At 59.2% G+C, this 24,093-nt stretch carries 20 protein-coding genes and 1 rRNA gene; 2 read left to right on the plus strand and 19 right to left on the minus strand.

Annotation, left to right across the window (positions count from 1 at the left end; all coding sequences use genetic code 11):
- Positions 1 to 96: 96 nt before the first annotated feature.
- The 9 genes from C1725_RS12980 to C1725_RS13020 form a co-directional block, all read right to left on the minus strand.
- Positions 97 to 1,476, minus strand: a complete 1,380-nt coding sequence (locus tag C1725_RS12980; protein ID WP_346026648.1) for an MATE family efflux transporter — start codon at positions 1,474 to 1,476, stop codon at positions 97 to 99.
- 368 nt (positions 1,477 to 1,844) lie between these two features.
- Complete coding sequence (pckA, locus tag C1725_RS12985) at positions 1,845 to 3,422, minus strand: phosphoenolpyruvate carboxykinase (ATP) (RefSeq protein WP_102412018.1); 1,578 nt, start codon at positions 3,420 to 3,422, stop codon at positions 1,845 to 1,847.
- 169 nt (positions 3,423 to 3,591) lie between these two features.
- Entirely contained in the window at positions 3,592 to 4,443 is an 852-nt protein-coding gene (rsmA, locus tag C1725_RS12990) for a 16S rRNA (adenine(1518)-N(6)/adenine(1519)-N(6))-dimethyltransferase RsmA (protein WP_102412019.1), read from the minus strand.
- The gene (locus C1725_RS12995) at positions 4,430 to 5,005 is read right to left on the minus strand and encodes a DUF5317 family protein (protein ID WP_102412020.1); all 576 of its coding nucleotides are present in this window, start codon (positions 5,003 to 5,005) and stop codon (positions 4,430 to 4,432) included. Before C1725_RS12995 ends, rsmA begins: the two co-directional genes overlap by 14 nt.
- Positions 5,006 to 5,018: 13 nt before the next feature.
- Positions 5,019 to 6,302, minus strand: a complete 1,284-nt coding sequence (locus tag C1725_RS13000; protein ID WP_102412021.1) for an HD domain-containing phosphohydrolase — start codon at positions 6,300 to 6,302, stop codon at positions 5,019 to 5,021.
- A 275-nt stretch (positions 6,303 to 6,577) separates the two neighbouring features.
- On the minus strand, positions 6,578 to 7,249 hold the full coding sequence (locus C1725_RS13005) for a hypothetical protein (protein ID WP_102412022.1): 672 nt from the start codon (positions 7,247 to 7,249) through the stop codon (positions 6,578 to 6,580).
- 255 nt (positions 7,250 to 7,504) lie between these two features.
- Entirely contained in the window at positions 7,505 to 8,809 is a 1,305-nt protein-coding gene (locus tag C1725_RS13010) for a 2-hydroxyacyl-CoA dehydratase (RefSeq protein WP_102412023.1), read from the minus strand.
- Positions 8,806 to 11,772 (minus strand): acyl-CoA dehydratase activase-related protein, encoded by a 2,967-nt coding sequence (locus C1725_RS13015; protein ID WP_346026649.1) that lies wholly within the window; start codon positions 11,770 to 11,772, stop codon positions 8,806 to 8,808. The genes C1725_RS13010 and C1725_RS13015 overlap by 4 nt, the downstream gene beginning before the upstream one ends.
- Positions 11,769 to 12,230, minus strand: a complete 462-nt coding sequence (locus C1725_RS13020) for a MarR family transcriptional regulator (RefSeq protein ID WP_102412024.1) — start codon at positions 12,228 to 12,230, stop codon at positions 11,769 to 11,771. Before C1725_RS13020 ends, C1725_RS13015 begins: the two co-directional genes overlap by 4 nt.
- A 210-nt stretch (positions 12,231 to 12,440) precedes the next feature.
- Between C1725_RS13020 and C1725_RS13025 the strand changes: the two genes are divergently transcribed.
- Positions 12,441 to 13,496, plus strand: coding sequence for a hypothetical protein (locus C1725_RS13025; protein WP_102412025.1), 1,056 nt, complete (start codon positions 12,441 to 12,443; stop codon positions 13,494 to 13,496).
- Between the two features lie 29 nt (positions 13,497 to 13,525).
- Here C1725_RS13025 and C1725_RS13030 read toward each other — a convergent pair whose 3' ends face one another.
- Both C1725_RS13030 and C1725_RS13035 read right to left on the minus strand, forming a co-directional pair.
- Positions 13,526 to 14,518: a DUF3048 domain-containing protein gene (locus C1725_RS13030; RefSeq protein WP_102412026.1), complete on the minus strand. Its 993-nt coding sequence runs from the start codon at positions 14,516 to 14,518 to the stop codon at positions 13,526 to 13,528.
- A complete protein-coding gene (locus C1725_RS13035; protein ID WP_346026650.1) occupies positions 14,515 to 15,276 on the minus strand; it encodes a serine hydrolase in 762 nt (253 codons plus the stop codon). The genes C1725_RS13030 and C1725_RS13035 overlap by 4 nt, the downstream gene beginning before the upstream one ends.
- A 72-nt stretch (positions 15,277 to 15,348) precedes the next feature.
- Here C1725_RS13035 and C1725_RS13040 point away from each other — a divergent pair, with 72 nt between their 5' ends.
- A complete protein-coding gene (locus C1725_RS13040; protein WP_102412028.1) occupies positions 15,349 to 16,221 on the plus strand; it encodes a polysaccharide deacetylase family protein in 873 nt (290 codons plus the stop codon).
- A 41-nt stretch (positions 16,222 to 16,262) separates the two neighbouring features.
- Here the strand turns inward: C1725_RS13040 and sppA are convergent, their stop codons facing one another.
- The 8 genes from sppA to rrf all read right to left on the minus strand — a co-directional run bounded on the left by sppA (position 16,263) and on the right by rrf (position 24,090).
- Positions 16,263 to 17,168, minus strand: a complete 906-nt coding sequence (gene sppA / locus C1725_RS13045; protein ID WP_102412029.1) for a signal peptide peptidase SppA — start codon at positions 17,166 to 17,168, stop codon at positions 16,263 to 16,265.
- Between the two features lie 3 nt (positions 17,169 to 17,171).
- Positions 17,172 to 17,891, minus strand: a complete 720-nt coding sequence (locus C1725_RS13050; RefSeq protein WP_102412030.1) for a GNAT family N-acetyltransferase — start codon at positions 17,889 to 17,891, stop codon at positions 17,172 to 17,174.
- Between the two features lie 5 nt (positions 17,892 to 17,896).
- Positions 17,897 to 19,402 carry an O-antigen ligase family protein gene (locus C1725_RS13055; RefSeq protein ID WP_102412031.1) on the minus strand — a complete coding sequence of 502 codons (1,506 nt, stop codon included), beginning with the start codon at positions 19,400 to 19,402 and terminating at the stop codon, positions 17,897 to 17,899.
- A 128-nt stretch (positions 19,403 to 19,530) separates the two neighbouring features.
- Positions 19,531 to 20,619 carry an RNA polymerase sigma factor RpoD gene (gene rpoD / locus C1725_RS13060; protein ID WP_102412032.1) on the minus strand — a complete coding sequence of 363 codons (1,089 nt, stop codon included), beginning with the start codon at positions 20,617 to 20,619 and terminating at the stop codon, positions 19,531 to 19,533.
- Positions 20,620 to 20,712: 93 nt separating this feature from the next.
- Complete coding sequence (locus C1725_RS19395) at positions 20,713 to 20,868, minus strand: hypothetical protein (RefSeq protein ID WP_346026651.1); 156 nt, start codon at positions 20,866 to 20,868, stop codon at positions 20,713 to 20,715.
- A 26-nt stretch (positions 20,869 to 20,894) separates the two neighbouring features.
- The gene (locus tag C1725_RS13065; RefSeq protein ID WP_102412033.1) at positions 20,895 to 22,280 is read right to left on the minus strand and encodes a polysaccharide biosynthesis protein; all 1,386 of its coding nucleotides are present in this window, start codon (positions 22,278 to 22,280) and stop codon (positions 20,895 to 20,897) included.
- A 109-nt stretch (positions 22,281 to 22,389) separates the two neighbouring features.
- Positions 22,390 to 23,772, minus strand: coding sequence for a peptidylprolyl isomerase (locus C1725_RS13070; RefSeq protein WP_346026652.1), 1,383 nt, complete (start codon positions 23,770 to 23,772; stop codon positions 22,390 to 22,392).
- Between the two features lie 201 nt (positions 23,773 to 23,973).
- Positions 23,974 to 24,090: ribosomal RNA gene (gene rrf / locus C1725_RS13075) — 5S ribosomal RNA — on the minus strand.
- Positions 24,091 to 24,093 lie beyond the last annotated feature (3 nt).

Genomic DNA, 24,093 nt, shown 5'->3' on the forward strand with positions numbered 1-24,093 from the left:
CGCGGCGGCTATGTCCACTATGTTCTTAAATCCCTACGGTGAAAAATCGCGCTTCCATGAATCTGGAAGCGCGTTTTTCAATTCTATTCTATAATTCTACGCGCCGATCGTCATGTTGCGCGCCCACTGGCCGCGATTTATGATCGCCAGCCCCCAGAAGACCTTCAGATTCATGAGCACCTGCACGATCACGAAGGCGATGCGTACGTCTGCATGACCCATCGCAGGCAGCAGGAATGCACAGAGGAGAGACGCCGGAACGATCACCGCCCACATGTAACCGGAGTCGAGCATCACCGCAGAGCGGGTATCTCCACCCGCACGGAGCACGGAAAACGTCGTCGAATACAGCGCACTGGGAATGACCAGCACAGACTGCACCAAGATCATCTGCGTCGCCATGGCGCGAAGATCCGCCGCAAGGTTTCCGTACATCGCGGGGATGACGAACGAAAGACCGACGCCCAGCACCAGGCACACGCCTGCCAACATAAACGCCAACCGCAGCAGGCGCCCGGCTTTCGCCTTCGCCTCGGCGATCTGCCCCGCGCCCAGCGTCTGCCCGATGATGGCGGACGCGGCCGAGGACATGCCTGCCGTCAGCACGTAGATGATCGTCGTCGTCTGATCCAGCAGCGAAATCGCGGGCAGCGCGTATTCCTGTACGTGCGCGTACGTCCAGAAAAAGATCATCTGTCCGCTCGTCCATAGCACCTCGTTCATCGTCAGCGGAAAACCCTTGCGGGCGAACATGCCCAGTACCGGACGCGGCAGCTTCCGAAAGCAGGCGATGTCCAACGTAAAAGGCGTGCGTTCCCGATAGAGCACGTAGAGGTAAAACAGCATCTCCACCGTGCGGGCGATCAGCGTCGCCAGCGCCGCGCCGCGTTCGCCCATGCGCGGAAAGCCGAACAGGCCGAAGATGAGCAGGCTGTTGAGCGCGATGTTGACCAGCATCGTCACAAAGCCCGCGACCATCGGCATGCGGTTTTTGCCCAGCGCACGCAGAGAATGCATACACGTCAGCGATATCGCGGTGGGAATGTAGCTGTACTTGATCATAGACAGGTAATCCAGCCCCGCGCGCATCGTCTCCGGATCCGTGACGAACGCGCCCATGATGACGTGCGGGAAAAAATGCAGTACCAGAAAAAATGCTGCCCCGATTACCAGCGAGCCCGCGATCTGCAGGCCGAAAAGCTGCTGCATGGTGCGCCGTTCCCGCGCGCCGTAATACTGCGCGATCAGCATGCCGCCCGCGCCTGTGAATCCAAAAAACAGGCACATGAACACCGTGTACGGCTTATTCGCGACGGACACGCCCGCTAACGACGCCGCGCCAAGCTGGCCGACCATGAAGTTATCCACGAAGTTGAAGAGCGCGGAAATCAACTGCTGCGCGATGACCGGCAGCATGATCGCCGTCGCGTGCAGATAGAACGTCTTGTTTTCCCGCACATCCCGAACCATTTGCATGGGGTTCCCTCCCGCCCTTTGATGCGCCTGTGACAGCGCGAACGTTCGGCTCTTCGGCGCGTCTTCGCGCATGTTCAGGTTCGCCGCCCGTTTTCATAGTGCCGACGCTTTACAGCTATTTTCTGATTATACCACAAAAAGAAAACGGCGCAAAGCCGTTTTAAAGATCCAGAGGCTGATTCGTGTTTTTTGCTTCCGCGCTAAACCCAAACGCTGCCCCGCCTCGCCCGGCAAGCGCCAGCGATCAGGCACAGAAGGCGGACATGTCTGCCTCTGCTCCGCAATCATGCTGCTGCAAAAAAATCGCGCCCCTCCGGCAGCTGCCAAAGGGGCGCGATTGAGGGTTTTATCCGCTTGTCGGTAAGTGCTTACTCAGCCTTCGGGCCTGCGGCGACGATCTTGGCGTCCATGCCCTCGTACTTGGAGAAGTTCTTCACGAACATCGCGGCCAGCTTCTTGGCCTGCTCGTCGTACGCGGCCTTATCCTGCCACATGTCGCGCGGGATCAGCACCTCGGAAGGCACGCCCGGGCAAGAGGTCGGAACCTGCACGTTGAAGATCGGGTCGCTCACGAACTCGGCCTTCTCCAGGTCGCCGTTGAGCGCGGCGGTCACCATCGCGCGGGTGTAGGGCAGCTTCATGCGGTTGCCGCCCTTGCCGGCGGGGCCGCCGGCCCAGCCGGTATTGACCAGGTAGACGTTCGTGCCGTACTTTTCGATCTTCTCGCCCAGCATCTCGGCATACTTGGAAGCCGGACGCGGGAGGAACGGCGCGCCAAAGCACGTGGAGAAGGTCGCCTGCGGCTCGGTCACGCCGCGCTCGGTGCCGGCCAGCTTCGCGGTGTAGCCGGTCACAAAGTGATACATCGCCGCTTCCTTGGACAGCTTGCTGACCGGGGGCAGCACGCCGAACGCGTCCGCCGTCAGGAAGATGACGGTCTTCGGAATTCCGCCCACGCCCGGAATCGCGGCGTTGGGGATGTAATCGACCGGGTAGCCCACACGGGTGTTCTCGGTCACGGAGCCGTCGTTGAAGTCGTACACGCCGTTCTCGTCAATCGTGACGTTCTCGACCAGCGCGCCAAACCGGATGGCGTTCCAGATGAAGGGCTCGTTCTCCTTGGAGAGGTTGATGCACTTGGCGTAGCAGCCGCCCTCGATGTTGAAGACGCCGTTATCGCTCCAGCCGTGCTCGTCGTCGCCGATCAGCATGCGGTTCGGATCGGCGGACAGCGTGGTCTTGCCGGTGCCGGAAAGGCCAAAGAAGACAGCCGTGTCGCCGTCCTTGCCGATGTTGGCGGAGCAGTGCATCGGCAGCACGCCGTCAGCCGGGAGCAGGAAGTTCATGACGGAGAAGACGGACTTCTTCATCTCACCCGCGTACTGGCTGCCGGCGATGACGACGACCTTCTTCTCGAAGTTCACGCAGATCGCAGCCTCGGAATGCACGCCGTCCAGCTCGGGAATGCACTTGCAGCCCGGCGCACAGATGACGGTGAAGTCCTCCGAGAAGCTATCAAATTCCTCCGCCGTCGGGCGGATGAGCAGGTCATGCATGAACATGTTCTGCGAGGCGAGTTCGTTGATCACGCGGATGCTGCGGCGGTACTTGGGATCCGCACCGGCAAAGCCGTCGAACACGAACACTTCGCGGTTCTGCAGATACGTGGCCACGCGGGTCAGGATCTTGTCGAACTTCTCCGCGGTCATCGGCACGTTGATCTTGCCCCAAGCGATCTCATCATGAATCGCGGGGGTATCGACCACATAACGGTCTTCCGGGGAACGGCCGGTATACTTGCCGGTCATGACGGTCAGCGCGCCCGTCTCAGACAGGACGCCCTCGCCGCGCTCCAGGGCCTTTTCGGTCAGGCGCGCAACAGCCAGGTTGTGATAGACTTTCGTGGGGTTGATAATGCCCCACTTTGCGAGGTTTACTTCGTTCATTGGGTATCCCTCCATCGTTCATGATACGTCCGTGCCGCAGCGCAGACTAGTGAAGTGTTTGGACAGGTAAGGAACGGCCTTACAGAAAATCCAATCCTTACCCTTATTTTATCGTTTCGACGGAATTCCTATTTCTCCTGCCGCTCGTTAAATAGAAATCAAATATTTTTTATTTTTTCTTTATTTCTTCGACTTTCCACGCGATGCGCGCGAAATCTTCCAAGGCAAGCGTTTCTCCGCGCACAGTGGGCAAAATCTTCGCCGCCGCCAAGCAGGCGTCCGCCTCCTCCCGCGACAGGTTCAGCGACGCCTGCAGGTTGTTTCTGATCGTCTTTCGCCGCATGGCAAACGCCGCTCGCGCCACGCGGAAAAAAAGCGCCTGGGAAGGAACGGCCACCGGCGGCTCCTTTCGCATCCGCAGCACCATAAAGGAAGAATCGACCTTAGGACGCGGGGTGAAGCACGCCGCAGGTACGCGCGCCGCCTCGCTCACCTCGGCGTAGTATGCGCAGAGCACGGCCAGCATCCCGTAAGCCTCTTCCCCTGGCCCTGCCAGCATCTTTTCCCCCACCTCCCGCTGCACCATCACCGCAACACGCCGGATGGGCAGTCCTTCCGTGAGCAGACGCGTCAGCACGGGCGTAGTGATATAATAGGGCAGGTTCGCGACGACCAAAAAGGAAGCGTTCTCTCCAAAGGCATCGCGCGTAAGCGCGCCAAGGTCGGCTTTCATCGCGTCGCCCTGCACGACGGAGGCATTGGGATAACCCCGTAAAACCTCCGCCAGCACGGGCAAAAGCTCCCGATCCAGCTCCAGCGCCACCACGCGATGCGCGCGCGCGGCCAGGCACGCCGTCAGCGAGCCGCCGCCCGGTCCGATCTCCAGCACGTCATCCGACCGCGTTACCTCCGCGGCGTCTGCCAGGCTCTTTAGCAGCGTTTCGTCGAAGATAAAGTTTTGCCCCAGGCTATGCTTAAAGCGAAAGCCATGCTTGGATACGGCCTCCTCAGGCTTTCTCATGCGCGCTCTCCCCCTTCTGTTTGTTTGGCAGCATCATGGCGTAAAAGATGCGCACGACCGCCGCGATCAGCACGAGGTCGCCCAGGCTCGCAAATCCTCCCGCCAGCGGGATGATGTCGCCGAGCAGCGGCAGGCGGGTGGCCGCATTCTGCATCGTGTACCCGTATATTTCCCCGCCGGTCAGCTTCGCAATCCCCGCCTCCTGCCCGGCGGCCATAGCCGCTGCCTGTGAAACGGGCATTTGAAAACCGTTTAAGGCGATGACCAGAAAATTCATCGCCGCGCCTGCGCCCGCGACGAGCGCGCCCGCATCCCATCTCGCGTTGCGCAGGGCGAAGGCGAAGAGTCCCGCGTACTGCAGGAGAATCTGCGCCGCCCGAACCGGAGAAGGGATCAAGATAAACCTGGAGGCCGCCTGAAAGGCAGCCTCCAGCAAGAAGGATCCTATGGGCAGCGCCAACCAGGCGACATCGCTTCCAGACAGGTTGGAAAGCCCGCCGCCCCTGCGGCGCGCGAGCAGCACGCACATGAGGAACAGCGGAAGCGCAAAGACAAGCATCATGTGTATTCCTCCCTTATGGAAGGTCGATCGATTGAACGATTCGCTCCATCGCCTTGACCACGTCGCTGTGAAACTGGTTTCCCGCTTCCTCCTGAAGAATCGAAAGCGCCTTTTGCTTTGTCATCCCCTTGCGGTACGGCCTGTCGCTCGTCATGGCGTCAAAGGCGTCCGCGATGGAGAGAATCGCAACCTCCAGCGGCAGCTCGCTCAAAGGAATCCCAGACGGATATCCTTTCCCGTCAAAGCGCTCGTGATGGTGTAAAATCGCGCTTTTGGCCGTCTCCGAAAGGTTCAGCTGACTGACAATCCGATAGCCCGTCTCCGGATGCTGACGGACGATCTTCCACTCATCGGGATCGAGCGGGCCATTTTTGTTGAGCACCCGATCGTTGACGCCGATCTTGCCAATGTCGTGCAGGAGCGCCGCCACGCGCAGGTTGTCCACCCGCCCGCTGGACAGATGCATTTCCTGCGCGATGCGCACCGCGTATTCGCTGACGCGGCGCGAGTGACCCTCCGTATAGGGATCCTTGGCTTCAATGGCGCTGGAAAGCGCCATAATCATTCGCACGTATTGTTCCTTGCTGTCGATATAGAGCTTGAACGAATAGCGCGCCAGCATCAGCGGCAGCATGAAGATCGCCAGCATGTACTCGCCGCCCGGAAGCTGCAGGAGGTAAGCGAGCAGAATGCCGATCGGCATGGTCGCCAGCACGTTGGGCAGGATGCCCATGATGTTCTCGCGCACGCTCCCGCGCACGTCTTCCCCGCCCAGCGCAAAGAGCACCATCAAAAGCATCAGGTTGACGACCATGACGACGACGGAGTACAAAAAGCTGGTGAATATCGAATACGGCAGCCGGAAATCCGCGCCGTTTCCGCCCAGATACATAAACACGACGTTCGCAAACGAGAGAGCAATCAGGACGATACAGGTGTTAAACGTGAGCTGCACCGGCTTGTGCAGGATACTGAGACCGTGGCGCTTGGTCGTTTCGTCGCGGGAAAACATGAGCAGCGTGCTCAGCGCGTAGAGCAGCTGCGCCGTCGGCGCGCCCATCGTCAGCACAGCCGTCAGCACGATGATGAAGGAGACATCGACGATATGCTCGCTGGAAAGCTGCAAGGGCATGGAACGAAAGAGCGCCATCAGCGCCAGCATGACGATCATGCGCGGCAGAGCCTGAAGGAGCCCGGCCTGACGGATGGCGAGAAGAATCGACGGACTATTCGCCGCCGTTATGACAAGACCTATGATAAAGATAAACGCGATATAGGCCTTCTGACATTTTTTCATGATGTACCTCTAGCCGCTCACGGAAACGGCGCACGCAGGAATCGATATGAGAAACAGATCCGGCAGCGCGTTGCTTTTAGGTCAACCGAATGGGGATCTTAGAATCTCCAGCCGAAGAAAGCGCCGGAAGAAAGCAGGAACGAAGCCACTGCTGAAACGGCCAGCATGATCTTTTTCATGATATAGCCTCCTGTTATACAGGCTCTGCCTACCGCTAGTTCAGCAGGCTATATCCGCTACGCTAAAGAATGCCGTATGCCGCCGGATCTGTTTCATCAAAGGGAACGCTTCAGATAGCTCAGGCGCCTGTTCACCGCATCCATCGTCGCTTTCACGACAGCCCTGTCTGCATCGTCCCGCAGGAACGCGCTGCCCAACAGCAGCTCGTGGCCCCACGTGCAATCGACGCTCACCAGGATTGCGGTGCGCCCGCTCATCAGCACGCTTTGTACGTCCACCAATTCAAAGACGGGGTCGGCCGCGAACTCATTGATCGCGCAAACCGTCGCCATCGCAACCATGCGTTGGCGCGAAAAAACCCCATTTTGACAGGATGCCAGCCCCTCAAATTCTTTTCCTTCATATCCAAGGCGGACGCTGATCGACATGCTGTCGCGCTTGGTGTGAAGGTCGATTCCTTCGTATAACAGGCGCACCTCGCGGTGCAGAGGAACGATCTCAGGCGCCTTATCCTCCACGGGGATGCGCGCGACGCTGATCACGCGGTAGTCCACCTCGACGTCAAAGGCTGCCATCAGGGCGGACTGGATGTCGCGCGTCACCTGCTTGGCGCCGCGGCGCTCATCGGCGATCACGTGGATTTCCGCCGCTTCTCCGCGCGGCCCAAAGACCACGCGTGCAGACTGCACGCCGTCAATTTTGCAGATCAGGCTCTTCCATACCGCCTCTCTGCTCAGTTCTTCCACACGTACTTCATTTTCCGGCATGCTCGTCATCCTCCATCCCTCGTCCTCCCAAATAAAACCGTCTTTAGCGTACCACATCAGGCCCTAAATCGCAAGATTTATTTCTCAGGTTCATGCGAAGAATGAGGATTTTTTGAATCAGAACGTGCGTATCCTCACGCTTTTTGCCTCCTTTTAGCGAACGGAAAAGCGGCCGCCTGCGAAATCATTCGCAAGGCGGCCGCCCAATGCGGCTGACCTAGAGCTGAGGAGGATTTTTGTAAAACGGCCGCGGCCTTAATCCCCCAGCCCGCCGGAAGCCATAGCCGGCTGGACGTTTTCGCCGCTCTCCTGCTCGCCGCGGGCGACGCAGAGCATCAGACGAATACGGTTTTCCTGGTTGACGCGCGTCGCGCTGGGGTCGTAATCGATCGGCACGATGTTGGCGTTCGGGTACAGCTCGCGAATTTTTCGGATCATCCCCTTGCCGCAGATGTGGTTGGGCAGACAGCCGAACGGCTGCGTGCAGACGATGTTGGCATAGCCGTTTTCCGTAAGCTCGATCATCTCCGCCGTGAGCAGCCAGCCCTCCCCCATCTTACTGCCGTAGCCGATCACGTCCTTGACGAGGCTCTTCGTGTGCTCAAAGGAAGAGGGGGGCACAAACGAGGGATGCTTCTTGATCGTCTCGATCAGAATCGTTTCCATGTGCGTCAGGAAACGCTTGAGGATCGAGCAAACCGCGTATTTCAGGGGATTGCCGCCGTACAGTTTGATGTCTTCCAGGCGGTTGTCGGTCTTAAAGAGCGCAAACCCCATGATCCCCGGTACCATGTATTCGCAGTCCTGTTCGCGCAGAAAAGCTTCCAGGTTGTTGTTGCCAAGGCTCGCATACTTGACGTAGATCTCGCCCACGATGCCCACGCGCGTCTTCTTCTCGTGCTCGCGCTCGATGGCGTCAAATTCGTCCGCGATGCGCTCCAGGTTTTGGCGCATGGGGCCTGAACGCATGCCGCGCCCTTTGGCGAACTGATCCGTCAGCTCCCCTATCCACTTTTGAATCAGCGCGTCCGTCTCGCCCTTCTTGTTTTCATAGGGCCGCGTCTGGTTCGCAAGGTGCATCAGGCAATCGCCGTAAACCAGCGCGGCGATCGCACGGCGGAGCATCGGGATCGTCAGCTTGAAGCCGCTGGACGATTCCAGGCCGGAGAGGTTGAGCGAAATCACCGGAATGTATTCCAGCCCCGCCTTTTTCAGCGCCTTGCGCAGCAGGTGGATATAGTTGCTCGCGCGGCAGCCGCCGCCCGTCTGTGTAATGATGAGCGCGACCTTGTGCAGGTCGTACTTGCCGGAGTGCAGCGCGTCCATCATCTGCCCGATGACGAGCAGCGCGGGATAGCAGGTGTCGTTGTGCACGTACTTGAGACCTTCCTGCACCACGCTCGGGCCGCTGTTCGTCAGCAGCACCGTCTTGTGGCCGTACAGCTCGAATACGTTTCGGACGAGCTCAAAGTGGATCTCAGCCATATTGGGGATGAGGATGGTGTAACCCTCCTCATGCATCTCCTTGGTGTATACCGCGTGCTTGGTGGTGGTGCTCATTCCGCTTTCCTCCCCTTTGCCAGCTGTTGCTGCTCGATGGCCGCGAACAGGCTGCGCAGACGGATCTTGACCGCGCCCAGGTTCGTGATCTCGTCGATCTTGATCTGCGTATAGATCTTGCCTTCCCCCTCCAGGATTTCGCGAACCTCGTCGGTCGTGATCGCATCTACACCGCACCCGAAGGACACGAGCTGCACGAGGTTCATGTCCTCCTGCCCTGCGATATAGCGCGCCGCCGCGTAGAGCCGCGCATGATACGTCCACTGGTTGAGCACGCCCGTCGCTTCCTTCTTCATGTGGCAGGCGAGCGCGTCCTCCGTCACCACCGCGACGCCAAAGCCCGCGATCAGCCGGTCGATACCGTGGTTGATCTCCGGATCCACGTGATAGGGACGGCCCGCCAGCACGATGATGGGCTTGCCCTCCGCGCGCGCCCGGCGCACGATCTCCTCGCCCTTTTCCCGGACGTCCCGCATGTAGCTTTCATACGCCGCGTAGGCCGCGTCCGAAGCCGTCTTCACCGCTTTCAGGGAGAGGTTCGGGAAATAGCGTGTCAGGATCTCGGTCATCTTGCGCGGGAAATCACGCCTGCGATGGATGCCCACGTAATCCTTGATGAACGTGATGCCCGAAAGGTGCGGCATGTTGGCGGAAAGCACCTCGGGATAGTAAGCGACGACCGGGCAGTTGTAGTGGTTGTCGCCCAGCTTTTCGTCGAAGTTGTAGCTCATGCAGGGGTAGAAGATCGTGTCTACCCCCGCGGCGACCAGCGCCTCCACGTGTCCGTGCATGAGCTTTGCCGGGAAGCACACCGTATCCGAGGGGATCGTCGCCTGCCCCGCCACGTACAGCCTGCGGCTGGAGAGCGGCGAAATCACGACCTCAAAGCCGAGCTTTTCAAAGAAGGCGGTCCAGAACGGCAGCATCTCGAACATGTTCAGGCCCATCGGAAGGCCGATGCGCGGCCGGCCGCCCTGCGCGGTGTCCGCCGTTGCCGCCATCTGCGTAAGGCGCTCGCGCTTGTAGGCGTACAGGTTCATGTCCGCCAGATCCTGCGCCTTGCCCGTCGTCGGCCGGTCGCAGCGGTTGCCCGCGATGTACCGGCGCCCGCCGGGGAACGTGTGCACCGTCAGGCGGCAATGGTTTTCGCACAGACCGCACTGCGATGTGCGCGTCTCGTGCGCAAAATGCGCCAGTTCCTCCTGCGTGCAGAGCGTCGTCTCTCCGCCCTTTAGAGCATGGAGCGTGCGGGCATGCAGCGCGGCGCCGTAAGCACCCATCAGCCCCGCGATGTCCGGGCGGACGACCTGTACGCCCAGTTCCTGCTCAAAGGCGCGCAGGACGGCGTCGTTGAGGAACGTGCCTCCCTGCACGACGATGCGCCGCCCCAGCTGCTCCGCGCTCGTCGCGCGGATGACCTTGTACAGCGCGTTCTTTACGACGGAAATGGAAAGCCCGGCGGAGATGTCGCTCACGTCCGCACCGTCCTTCTGTGCCTGCTTGACCGAAGAATTCATGAATACCGTGCAGCGCGAGCCCAGATCGACGGGCCTGCGTCCCTTGAGCCCGAGCTTTGCAAAATCCGCGATGGAATAGCCCAGAGCGCTCGCAAAGGTTTGCAGGAACGAACCGCACCCAGAGGAACAGGCCTCGTTGAGGAAGATATTATCGATGACGCCGCCGTGAATCTTAAAGCACTTGATGTCCTGCCCGCCGATGTCGATGACGAAGTCCACGTCCGGCATGAACGCCTTGGCCGCGGTAAAGTGCGCGACCGTCTCCACCAGGCCGTAATCGACGCCGAACGCCTGCTGGATCAGCTCCTCGCCGTACCCGGTCACCGCGGCCTTTTTCACGTTGAGCCGTGGATACTTCGTGAAGAGCGTCAGCAGGAAGTCGCGGATGAGCGGCACCGGGTCGCCGCTGTTCGATTGATAGCTCGTCAGCAGCAATCGTCCATCCCCGTCCGTCACGGCGCACTTGAGCGTCGTGGAGCCCGCGTCGATTCCCAGGAAGGCGTCGCCCGCGTAGGTGCCGGGGTCGAGAATGGGAACGGCGTCCTTCGCGTGGCGCTCTTCAAACGCCTGATACTCCGCCTCGGTTTCAAAGAGCGGCGGCAGGGCGTTGTACGCCTCCCCCGCATGAAATGCCTTCAGCCGCCCGATGGCCTCCTCCAGCCGCAGCGGCTCCTCGTGGTGGCTCGCGGCCCCCAGCGCGACGTAGTAAAGCGCGTTTTGCGGGCTGAGCCCCTTGAGCCCGAGCGCCTGATCGAAACAGGCGCGCAGCTGCGGCAGAAATGTGAGCGGGCCGCCCAGGTAGACGACCTTTCCTTCGATGGGACGGCCCTGCGCAAGCCCGGCAATCGTCTGATTGACGACCGCCATGAAAATCGAACGGGCGATGTCCTCGTGCGCCGCGCCCTGGTTCAGCAGCGGCTGGATATCCGTCTTGGCGAAAACCCCGCAGCGCGAAGCGATGGTGTAGGTGCGTGCCGCCTTCTCCGCCAATTCGTCCATGACCGCCGGCGTCACGCCCAGCAGCGTCGCCATCTGGTCGATGAATGCGCCGGTTCCGCCCGCGCACGAACCGTTCATGCGCACTTCCATGCAGCCCTGCAAAAAGAGAATTTTCGCATCCTCGCCGCCCAGCTCGATGATGACGTCCGTGCCCGGAAGCCACCGGTCTGCGGCCAGCTTGGTGGCGTACACCTCCTGCAGGAACGGAAGACCGGCCCCCTGCGCCATGCCCATGCCCGCCGAGCCGGAAACCGTCAGCGTCACCGGTGCGCCGTGCACGACCTCGCGGTTGACGGTTTCGATCAGCTCCAACGTCTTTTGCGTGATGAGCGCAAAGTGCCGCTCATAGGAAGAATAGACGATCTGCTCGCGCTCGTCGAGCACGACGCACTTGATCGTCGTAGAGCCCACGTCAAGACCGACGTGCAGCATGTTTCTTTCGTTCATTGGGCCAAGTCCTCTCTTTCCTCTCCCATCTGGGGCAGCAGCTGCACCAGCGTCCGCACCGCTTCGAGAAAGGCTTCCGCCTCCTCGGGCGCCAGCGCGTGCACGCGCGCGCTCATGTCCTCATAAAAACGGTCACAAATCGGGTCGAAATAGCGGTGCCCTTCCGCGCTCCAGCGGATGCGCACCACCCGCCGGTCGCTCTCCTCGCGCACGCGCTCCACCAGCCCCATCTCGTGCAGCCGGTCCACGATCTGCGTCGTCTGCTGGCGCGGAACGGACATCGCCTCCGACAGCTCCGTCATCGTGCTGGGGCCCTTTCTGCAAAGAAAGAGCATCACCCGAAGCTGCATGCTGCTTAGCCGCTTTCTGAACATCGTCTGAAAGGGAATCAGCACCGATTCGATAAAGGACTGCGTAAAGGAAAGCAAAAGCTCCCGGTCTTCCATCTGGGTGGGCAATCAAAACGCCTTCTCTCCGCAAAATTGTTCATAAAACTTGATGATCGTCGTTTCATGATTATACAGCTTCATGCTCCCTTAATACAAGCGGTGATCTGACAAGATTCGACACAGATTTTATATGCAATCTGTCAAGCCTTCGCCGCCCTTGCGCCGCGCGCGCCGCGTGCGCTATAATAGAACAAATCTATTGTAAAGAGGCTGCATTTTATGACAGAGGGTACCGCCCTGCGCTTTAAGCACTGGACGATCATCACGCTTTTCTCCCTGCTTTTGCTCCTGCTTCTGTCGGCCGGGACGGTCTACGTCGTCGACCCCTTCGAGCACTACCGGCAGGCGTCTTTCTACACGCCGCTTTACGACAACCAGGTTTACTGCAACAGCGGCATCGCCCGCCATTACGACTACGACGCCGTGCTGCTCGGCTCCTCCATGGTCGAGAATACCCGCGCCTCATCGCTGGACGAGCACTTTGGCGTTCGGTCCGTCAAACTGCCCTTCAAGGGGGGCTATCCCTACAATTACGCCCGGGTGATGGATTTGGCCTTCGAAAACCATTCGATGGCGGCGGTCTTCTACTGCCTGGACGTCACCAGCTTTGCGATGCCGTACGACCGTCCCTCCAGCCCGCTGCCTGAATACCTCTGGAACGCGGACCCCCTGGACGACGTGCGCTATGTGCTCAACCTGCGCGTTCTCGTGGACGAGATCGGCTCTACGCTGCGCTATAATCTGCGCGGAGGCCTGCCCGAAAATCCGCGGGACGCCATGTTCGCCTGGTCGGACGTGCACTTCTCGCGTGAAAGCACACTCGCCTCCTACGACTTTAACGCCTATCAATACGAAATGAAGTCCCCGGACTATTTTTCCGAGCGCGTGCTTACGAACTGGGCGCGGCATCTGGAACCTTATATCGCCGAACATCCGCAGACGACCTTCTACGTGTACTTTCCGCCCTATAGCGTGGTCTACTGGGTGCTCCAACACGATGCGGGCAACCTTGAAACCCAGCTTTGGGCCCGCGAGCAGCTCGCCTCGCGGCTGCTCGCCTACGAAAATGTGCGTCTCTACGACTTTGCGGCGCGCGAAGAGTGGATTCTCGACCTGAACCGCTACACGGACTACTCCCACCACGATCCCGAGATGAACGAGCAGGTCGTGCGCGCGATGGCGGAAGATGAGGGACGGGTCACCAGCACAGAAAAAATCGCGCAGGCCAATGAGGCTCTGCGCGAAGCGGTCGCCGCTTTTGAGCGGCCGTATTGATTTTCCGTTGCTTCCTTGAGGGCGGCGCGTCATCCCAGAATGTCGATCCGCTGTCCTTCCGGCACGATCTGTATAAACGTCTTGCCCGGAGTGAATCGCACTTCGTTTCCCTCTGCATCCAGGAATTGCGTCACATCCGCCCCCTTGTCCCGCTTCCAGGATCCCTCAAAGCGCTTTCCGCCCGTGAAGTAGGTGCAAGCGCCGCCGCCCGTAAGGGTGTAAAGCGGACGCTCGTCGTCTTCGTCGTACCATTCCAGCTTCGCCGTCATCACGATCACGTTCTGACAGGTGATGGGCGTTTTGCTGATGCCGTCGTTCATGGGCCGCCCGTTATAATAGCGTCTATAGGAATCCTTTTCCGCGTCGTACAGGTAGGAAGGATGGTAGCTGCCCACGCGGTAGGGGATCGCGAATTCGGTCACGTCGTCTCCCTGGCGCGTCGGGTTTTCCGCGTCAAAGCGCAGCGGGGAACGCGCCTTCACTTTCTTTTCAAATTTCGTTGCTTCCATGGCCTGCGCCAGCGCAAAGCGTACGTTGTGCGGGCTCTCGCGGCTTTCGTCGCGTGAATAATACGCCGTGCTCTTGATGCCATCCCATTCCTGCAGGATCGGATGGCCTTTTTTGATGTACTCGTACGTGTCTGTGCCTGCTTTTTCCTGCACACCGTTGAAGACAAATGCGCCGCCCCAGTCGCTGTACAGGTCCACATGGCAGATTCGCGCGCTGCGCACGCCCTCCACGTACTCCGGCATGCGGTCGTTATAGACCGCGGTATAGCGCGTATACCCGCCTTCGTAGAGAACCATCTCGTAGACGACGTCCGCAGCCGCCAGGCCGATCTGCGGGCGTGCCGCCGGTTCGTTGTCCAGATTGACCATCACGGGCTTGTACGGCTTATCCGTCGGCATGCCCGTCGTGAGGGACAAGGATTCGCCGTTTCCGGGGATCGCCAGTCCCAGTACCGCCGCGAAGGCGAGCGCAAAGCACGCGGCGCCTTTTTTGAAAAATGCGATTTTCTTCAAGCTTCCGCCCTCCTGTAAAGCGCCAGGGCGACGTCCTGCATCGTGCGTTCCGCCCGGGCGACGTCCGTTCCGCTTGTCAGGATGCACACGACGAATGGACGCCCGGCATAGACGATTCCCACGTCGTGCGTTATGCCGCTGTCCTCGCCGGTCTTGTGCGCCACAGGAATCCCCAGCGCATGCAGGTAGAAGGGCAGCTTGCCGTTAAGCCTCTGGTTGGCGAGCATTTTCAGCATCGCCGCCGAGGCGTGCTCCGAGGCGACCTGACCCCGGTACATTCCGGAAAGCAACCGCCCCATGTCGCGCGCGCTCACCGTGTTTTCAATGCCCCTTGCGCTGGCCTCCGCATCAAAAAGCCTGCGGCGAAGACAGGTCTGCTCCAGTCCGAGCGCCCCTGCCGTTCGATTGACGTTTTCCATGCCCAGCCTGTCGATCAAAAGATTCGTCGCCGTGTTGTCGCTCAGGATGATCATCAGCGTCGCCAGATCCGTCAGTGTCACCGCGAGACCGTCGTGCATGTAGCTGAGCGCGCCGCAGGAGGGCATCTTCTGCTCGCCCGTGACGATGAACCGCTCGTCAGGATTCGCCTCTCCCGCGTCTATCTGGCGCATCGCCTCGACCAGGATCGGCAGCTTGATGACGCTTGCCGCTACCTGTGGACGCTCCGCCTCGAATGTTTCCACCGCGCCCGTAATGAGGTCCTCGTAATAATACGAAATGCTGCCCGGAAGCGCGCGCAGCGCTTCTTTAATTTCCAAAATCGTTCGCATCCTTTCCTCTGGTGCATGCGCCCCTGCCATCCGGCATAGCGTTTAGCGGAGGCGATTTCATTGCTCGTCGCTTTTTACAGGCGCCATTGGCAGGCGCTATGTGCCGTATGGGCGCTGACGCTCGTCCTATTTCTTTACCTGCCATCCGGCGTAAAACCCGTGGATTCCACCAGCGTCTCACAGGAATCCGTGCGGCTGCCCGTCGTCATGTATCACGGGGTGCAGAAGGGGTCCAAGCATGTAGGCCCCTACGTCGTCTCCGTCGCACAGCTTGAGGCTGACTTCGCGGCCTATCAGGCGGCAGGCTATGAAACGGTGGTCGTATCCGACCTGGTCGATTACGTGCGCTTTGGCACGAAGCTGCCGCCCAAACCCCTGATGATCACGTTTGACGACGGTCAGCTCGCGGTGCTCGCCTACGCACTGCCGCTGCTAAAGCAGTACGGGCTTCGCGCCGTAGTCTCCGTCGTGGGAGCCTACGCCGACATGGCGGAGGCGCAGAGCGACCCCAACCCTCAATACGCCTACCTGACCTGGCAGGACATCCGCACGCTCGCCGATTCCGGATTTGTCGAAATTCAAAACCACTCGTACGACATGCACGCGCTCTCCGCCCGCCGTGGCAGCGGCCGCAAGCAGGGCGAAACCGCAGCGCAATACGAAGCGGCCTTTCGGGGAGATCTGACGCGGATGCAGGAGCAGCTCCTCAAACGCGCCGGGGTCACCGCTACCGCGTTCGCTTACCCCTTCGGCCTCATTTCCGAACAGGCGCCCGGGCTTCTTCGCGACATGGGCTTTGAAGCCGCCCTGTCCTGCGAGGAGCGCGTCAACCGCGTAACGCGCGATCCGGATACCCTCTATCATCTGGGACGTTTCAACCGTTCCGGTCTGGTTACGACGGACTCCTTCCTGCGCAAGCTCGCCACAGATTAGACGAAATCGGGCGCACAATGTCTGCTGTGCGCCCAAAATTTTCAGCGGGCAATCGCCATGCGCCTCGGCATGCGCGAGATGGCCGCCAAGCGTCCCCGCAGATTCAGCGAAAGGCGGTTTTGCAGCCAGTCCAGCAGGTTCCCGTCCTCGCCCGCTTCGTCTCCGTCATCCTCCGCGCCCGGCGTATGGACGTCCGCCTTGGGATAGTCGACAAGCTTTATATCGTCGAGACCATACGTGTCGTACAGGTCGTCCAGCGCCTCCTCGTAGGAAAGCACCTCGTCGATCAGGCCGTACTGTCGGGCCATGCGCGACGTAAAAACCCGCCCGTCCGAAAATACGAGCACCTGCTCCTTCGTGAGACCTCGCGACGCGCAGATGATCTCCACGAAGATGTCGAACGATTCGTCCACCATGTCCTGCAGGAACGCGCGCTGCTCCTCCGTCAGCTCCGGCCAGCCGAAGTCCTTGTTTCTGCCCGATGTGACGGTGTATTCCTCAATTCCCAGCTTCTCGTAGAGCCCTGCCTCGCTCGTCAGCGAGACGATTACGCCGATAGAACCCAGCTCGCTCATGCGCGCGGCCGCGATCCTGTCCGCGGCCATCGCGACGTACATCCCGCCCGACATCGCACGCTGCGCCGCGAAGGCGTACACGGGCCTGCCCGTGTATTCCTTGTACTGCATCAGCTTGGTGTACAGCTCGTCCACCTCGTACATGCTGCCGCCCGGCGTGTTCAGATAGAGGAAGACCGCGCGATTCGCCGGATCGTCGATCAAATCGTCGAGCGCGTCGAGCACGGCCGCGTGGTCGTAGTAGTAACTGTACTCCGAAATCGTATCGTCGATGACGATCTGCGCGACGTAAGGCGCCCGCTCCGCATGCGCGCTGCCAAAGCAGCACAGGGCGAGACAGCAGACTAGAATAAAGGCGATTTTCCTGTTCATCCGTTAATGCTCCCTTTCTTTCACCATCCAGGTCACCACAGGCGCCGAAATCGTAAAACCAAGCTTTCCCTGCAGGCGAAGCGAGGCCTCGTTCCCCTCCACCACCTGACAGTACGGCCATTTTCCGGCATTCAGCGCCCGACAGATCGCGTCGCGCTCCAGCGCATAGGCGACGCCGCCCCTTCGATACGCGGGCAGCACCTCCAGCATGCCGATCGCCCCTTCATCGTGCTCCCCGATAAAGCCGGCGAGTTGGTCGTACCAAAAGGCGCCGGTCATCATCCCGGCGCGGATGCGCTCGTACACGTACTCCGTCCCGTCGAGGCTGTGATAATGCGAGGCTACGAATGCCGCGTGCCGCTCGTCCAGCGCTTGAAGCCTGCATTGCGCTGCTCCACCTTCTGCCGGGGGAAAGTTTGCTTGAAGGTAAGCGGCGTGATGATAGCGCAGCGTCCCTTGCAATCCCCTCCGCTGTGCCGCGCCAAGCGCGTGCATCTCGTGCACCACCAGGTTGCGTATCGCCATACCTTCAAGCAGACGCTCCGCCGCTTCCAGGCTCTCGGAGCAGAGCATGTGGACGTCCGCCTGCGCATTGTACACCAGAGCGCCCTGCGCATCCGCTCGAAGGGATACCGCCGTCCTGCGCCGCAGGCCTTCCAGCATGTCTATATACAGCGCCGGCTCCCGGGCGAGAAACGGCGCAAGTCCTTCCAATTTTTCCAAGTGGCTCACCCCATGAAAAAGAAGAACAGAAACGTTCGGTTGATGTGTATGGAGAGCGTCATCGCGCTGAGCATCAGCGCCACCCGCCCAAGCTGGGCCGCCAACGCGGTACTCCCTGTCAGTTGTACACCTGCGAGCGTGCTGCGTTTCATCGCCAGGGCGATCCACGCGATCAGGAACGCAAAGCCTACGATGCCGAAGCTGTACAGCGCGTCCAACCAGCTGTTGTGCGTGTAATTTCGCTGCTTTACGTTCACCTGATAGGTCATCACCGCGTCCGGGCCCGCCCCCAGGGCCTTCTGCCAAGGCGCAAGCGCCGCAAAGTCATTCAGCTTCATACGCGCCAGGCCATACCTGCCGGAGGTAAGCTCATCCAAATCTCCGCTTGCGATGCGTTCAAAGGCTTCCCGAATGCGGGTCAGCAGCGCGTTTTGCTGAACGGGATTTGAGAGCGCCCCCATCTGCTTTTCGACATCCGCCACCCGCTCTTCCTCGCTGAGGAGCTCGCTGGCAGGCTTGGAAACCGACAAAAAGTCGATCCCATTGTCGCGTGCGTAGACGTAGTCCTCGTAGGTCAGCTTATACGCGTGCTCGTGCATGTCCTCCGTGATGATGCCGCGGGCGAAGTAGTCCATGCCCTTCAGGGATACGAAGCCCGAGAACAACGCGACGACCGCCAGAGCCACCGGCAGCGCGCGCCCGACTCGGATCAACACCCTGCGCATCCCCCTGCGCATGCGGATCAGCATGAAGAGGGAGGCAAGCGCAAAGCACAGCATGCCGGTCATCGAGAAGGTGGAAACCAACGCGCCGCCCATCACACCCAGGACAGCCATGTCCACCACGGACTGCTCCCAATCCAGCGCCATCCAGATCAAAATTGAAGCGCTGAGGAACGCCGCCATAAAATTCGGTTCAAACGTCCCCATAAAGCGGGCGTAACTGCTGGTGAAGTCCTCCAGCAGCAGCGTCACGAACCGCTGCTGCGTGAATCCGACCGCAATCGCCGCCAACGCACCATAGGTATAGGTTCGCAGCATGCCGCGCACGACCGAGGGCGCGTCCGCCCGCGCGCGCAGCACGATGCGCACAAGCCAGAACAGCCCCATATTAAGGCCAAAGCTCAGCATCTCACCCGTCAATCCATGGGAAATGTAACCGACCGCACAGGCGACCGCGCCGAAAGCCGCAAGGGCAGCGTCGCTCTTTTGAATCCACAGGCGCTTGCGGAAAAAGGTGACGATCAGGCGCACGCCCAAGGCAAGCTGCATAACGCGCACGATCGACCCACCCAAAGGGGCGAAGGGCATGACCTCGTCCATCCAAAAGAGGAAGACGTAGCCGTACAGCACCGCCGGCAGATCGCACAACGCGCAGATCGCGACGATGGCGGCGGCCGTAAGGTAGCTCACCGCGGCGTGCACCGGATAGCAGAGCGCTAAAACCGTCAGCATCGGAAGCAGCACGCGCTTCATCGAAAGCGCCGCCCTTACCTTTTTATATCCATCCATTCCTCTATTCCTCTCTTCCGCTGTTCTGCGATAAAGCCGTTTATTTTCACGGGATCACACAATGGCTTTATCTTACCATCCCCGGTATAAAAAATCAAGGAGCGGCTCATTGCCGCTCCCTGGTAGATTCAGTCCAGAAAGTCGCGCAGCTTCTTGCTGCGGCTGGGATGTCGCAGCTTTCGCAGCGCCTTTCCTTCGATCTGACGGATGCGTTCGCGGGTCACGTTAAACTCGCGTCCAACCTCCTCCAGCGTGCGCGCGCGTCCGTCCTTGAGACCGAAGCGCAGCGCAAGCACCTCTTCTTCGCGCGGCGTCAACGTGTCTAAAACGCTGGAAAGCTGCTCGCGCAGCAGCGTGCGCGATACGGCTTCCTGAGGCGGCGGCGCGTCGTCGTCCGGAATAAAGTCACCCAAGTGGCTGTCGCCCTCGTCCCCAATCGGCGTCTCAAGGCTCACCGGCTCCTGCGAAGCGCGCATGATCTCTTGAACCTTTTCCACCGGCATGCCCAGTTCAGCCGCCACCTCCTCGCTCGACGGCTCACGGCCCGTCGCGTTCAGCAGCCGATTGCTGGCCTTCTTCACCCGGTTGATCGCTTCGACCATATGAACCGGGATACGAATCGTGCGTCCCTGGTCTGCGATGGCACGGGTGATCGCCTGACGAATCCACCATGTCGCATAGGTCGAGAACTTGAAACCCTTTGTGTAATCGAACTTTTCGGCAGCCTTAATCAAGCCGAGGTTGCCCTCCTGAATCAGATCGAGAAACTGCATGCTGCGGCACACGTACCGACGGGCGACGGACACTACCAGTCTGAGGTTCGCGTCGATCAGCTTTTGCTTGGCCAGGGCGCCTTCTTCGCCGCCCTCCAAAATCTTCGCGCCAAGCTCGCGCTCTTCCTCGCTCGTGAGCAGCGGCACCGCGCCGATCTCCTTTAAATAGAGCTTGACGGGATCGTCCACCGGCACGCCGGCCGCGGACAGGCTCGTCTCGAATACCTCGATCGAATCCTGCGTAAGCACGACCTCGTCCGTGCTGGTCTGCCCCTCGTCGACCACCGGTATGTGATTTGCCTCAAGCAATTCATACAGCTTATCGATTTCCGCAGCGTCGAATTCGCCCTTTTCGAGCTCGTCATTTATCTCTTTAACGGTCAGCTTCTCCTTGCGCTTTCCTGATTCCACCAACTCGTTGATGACCTGCTCCTTGTCCGTCATTACGTCACTTCCTCTTTCTCATCCGCCGGTCCCCGTCCCCACAGGGACACAGGGAATCTATTCGCGGCCGCTTTCCGCGTCTTCATAAATTCTTTAAACTAGCCATTCGTTTTTCAACACGATTCGCGCTTTTTCCTGCCCTGAAAACAAAAAAATAAAAATAAAACGATCCTTTAAGCCCTTTTTCGCGATCGCCCATAAAATATGGGCTGCGGCACGTTCAAATGCCCGATAGAATTTAACCGGCACGAAATATGTCCCCTACGGCTTTTCGCTCAGCGGCGCAGCTTTCCTTTCAGCGCGCTCCAAACGCTGGCGATAAGCGCGCGATTCGCCGCCAGGGCAGCACCGCCATTGATGATAAGACTCGTTCCAATCGCCGCCCACCCCCAACGCATACAGGCCATTCCGCTTGCCGCGAAGAGAACGCTTTGCAGCACAGGAATAGCAAAACGAAGTGAAAAACGGGCTATCCTTCGGGCGATCCAGTAGCGAAGCCCGAACATAACCGTCGCTCCTACCAATTGTGCGACCGCAACGCCGGTCATTCCCCAGCTTGCTATTAAAAAGTTCGACAAAAGAATCGTCGTCCCTGCTCCAATAAGCGATGTAATGAGGGAATATTGTGTTTTTCCCTGCATGCAAAAGCAGCCCTCTATGTTGTTTGCCATCGCCATCATCACGGCATAACCGACGAGCCAGAACGTGATTTCCTGCGACTGTGCGTAGGCCGTGGCGGCGATGATCCTGTAAAATGCGGCTAGGCAGGGTGCCATCACCATGAGCATCGCGGTAAAGACGCAAAACACCTGCGTGCTTTTTTCCGACAGGTATCCTCCAACTCGTTCTTCCTCCGTGCGGGAGCGCACGAATACTTCCTCCGTGAGCGCCATCGTGACGACGGAACCCAGGATCGTGACCAAATTGCTGAATTTATTGGAAAAAGCATAAAGCCCCGCCATTTCAGCCCCCAGTTCCGTACGCACGAGCATCCTTCCAAAGCCGGAAATGAACCAGGCGGATATTTCCCCCGCAATAAGGGGAACGCAGTAGATTGCCATTCGTTTGAACAGGTTCTTGGAAAAAGCCGCGCCGCGCGTCTTGCGGATAATTCGAAGACGTAATTCCACGGTCAGAAAAGAACACACGTTGCTCAGGATGGAGGCTGTAAAAAGCGCGTCCAAACCTCGGTTTAAGAAAAAGATCAGGAAAAAGTTGAGAGAGAGGTTCACGCTGGTCCCCAGTACGCTCGCGATGACGAACGTGTTGTTCTCTTCAAGCCCACGCGCCATGTGCAGCCAGGTGTGCGCCATACCGAACGTGACGATCATCAGCACCTGTGCATGGATATAGGGAATCCTGAACACGCCCAGGAAGTGCAGAGAATAGAGCAGCAGCGCGCCCACAAGGCTCATGACGAGCGTAAAGCGAACCGTGATCGCCGCGGTATGTTCGCGCTCCGCTTCTGTCTTTCGCATAAGCATAAAGCGAAGCGCCCCGTTCCAGATGGTCATGTACAGAATGGGGACGATGATATTTTGCAGCGTCTGGGCAAAGTCGTAATCTCCCAGGTCGCCCGCTGCGATCTTAAAGGCGTACAGAGGAACCAGAAGCGTCGACAGGATTCTCGTGGACAAATTTCCCAGAAAATACAGGCCCAACCGATGGGACAGGCCCTCCTTTTTTACCTTCTTTATCGTGCTCCTCCTCCTTTACGAAACGATTGAAAAGCCCGCCGCACGAGTGTGCGGCGGGCCGCGCCGGCCGGTTTTACTTGCTTTCGAGCAGTTTCTTATTCTTCGTAACCTTCGAAGCCTTTGTCCATTCGTCCAGCTTCGCCGTATACGTATCGTTCTGCTTCTGGCTAAGCAGACTCTCCCGGATCGTCTCCGCCACCTCTTCAAAGGCTACAGGTCCGGAAGGAATGTCCGTCGTGTACTGGAGAATGTGATAACCGTAGCTGGACTCTACCAGATCCGAAACGTCGCCAACGTTTTCCAACGCCATCGCCGCGTTCTGGAAGCTGGTTACGTACGTCGTCAGGCCTTCGCAGACCGGGTATCCCGTCGTCTTATAGGGCTCCTGCGTCATGCCCGCATCGTCGTTGTAGGTCTCGATCAGAGAATCGAAGTCCTCGCCGGCCTTGGCCTTTTCGAGCGCCTCGTTCGCCTTATCCTGAATCGCCGCATAAGCTTCCGTCTTCAGCGCATCCAGCTTGGCCTGCGCGTCGGCCGTCTCTGCCTGATTTAGGGCAATCTGCTCCTCCAGGGTCGTAACGCTCGCCTCAATCTCGCCCGGAGTTGCGGTGTTCTCCGATCCCTCCGCAGGGTTCTTAAGCTCGTCCAGCTGGGTCTGCAAGCTCGTGAGCGCCGTCGTGTTCGTGTTGATCGTGGTCTGCAAAGAATTGATCTCGCTGGCCTTTTCGCTGTCCAGCTTGATCAGAATCTGTTTGATACCGCGATAGCCCTCCGGCACGAAATACAGCGTCGTGCCGTTTGACACGTAGCTGGCGTAAAGCGTGGGCGTCGCCTCAAGCGTCGTCTGCTGCGAGGCCAGCTGTGCCTCGTACTCGGCCTTCGCTTCTTCCTCCGTCACCTCGACGCCCTCGATCGCGAAGTTATATACTTTTTCAGAGATCATCTGCTTTTTGAGCGCATCGGCAAAATCGGCTTCTTTAATGCCATCTTCCGCCATGCGCGCAGCAATGGCTTCTGTCAACGCCTCGCCCTCAAGCTCGGTGTCCGCAAAGTAAAGGCTCTTGTAGCCTTCTATATAGGATTCCATGTTGCTGGCCACGTCTTCGTCGAGCTGTTTTTGTTCTTCCTCGCTCAGCACGTCCAGTCCTTCGGCAGCCGCCTTCTGCATGATGACTTCCTGGGTGATCAGGTTTTCGATCGCCTGCGCACGTGCCGCCGCGATGTACTGACTGTTGGTGACGTCATACTGCATTCCATAATACACTTCATACATCATCTGTGTATTGTAAAGGATGTTGTCGGCCTGTTCGAGCCATTCGCCCTTTGTAATCTTCGTATTGCCAACCTGTGCAACAGTCTGCTGGGCATCCAGCACCGGATCGGTCGCAATCAGGTTACAGCCCGCCAACATCAGCAAAGCCATCAGCATCGCCGTGAGTTTCAGCCACTTGTTCATCGTCATTCTCTTCCTTTCGAAGTGCGCATAAACATTCTGCTCTCTATTATATACAAGATGCGATAAAGACGCAAGCCTTGATTTTATGGAATCTTTCTGTACGCCGAACGACCGTCCCCGCGCTGCGCCGCTCCATTCGCGCCGCGAACTTCCCACAACGACAAAAAAGAGAGCCACTTTCGACTCTCTTTTCTGAATGGAATCCGGCAGCGACCTACTCTCCCGGGCCGTCACCAGCCAAGTACCATCGGCGCATAAGGGCTTAACTTCTGTGTTCGGTATGGGAACAGGTGGATCCCCTTCGCCATTGCCACCGGAAAT

It is taken from the genome of Beduinella massiliensis (assembly GCF_900199405.1).
GTDB classification, from domain to species: domain Bacteria; phylum Bacillota; class Clostridia; order Christensenellales; family Aristaeellaceae; genus Beduinella; species Beduinella massiliensis.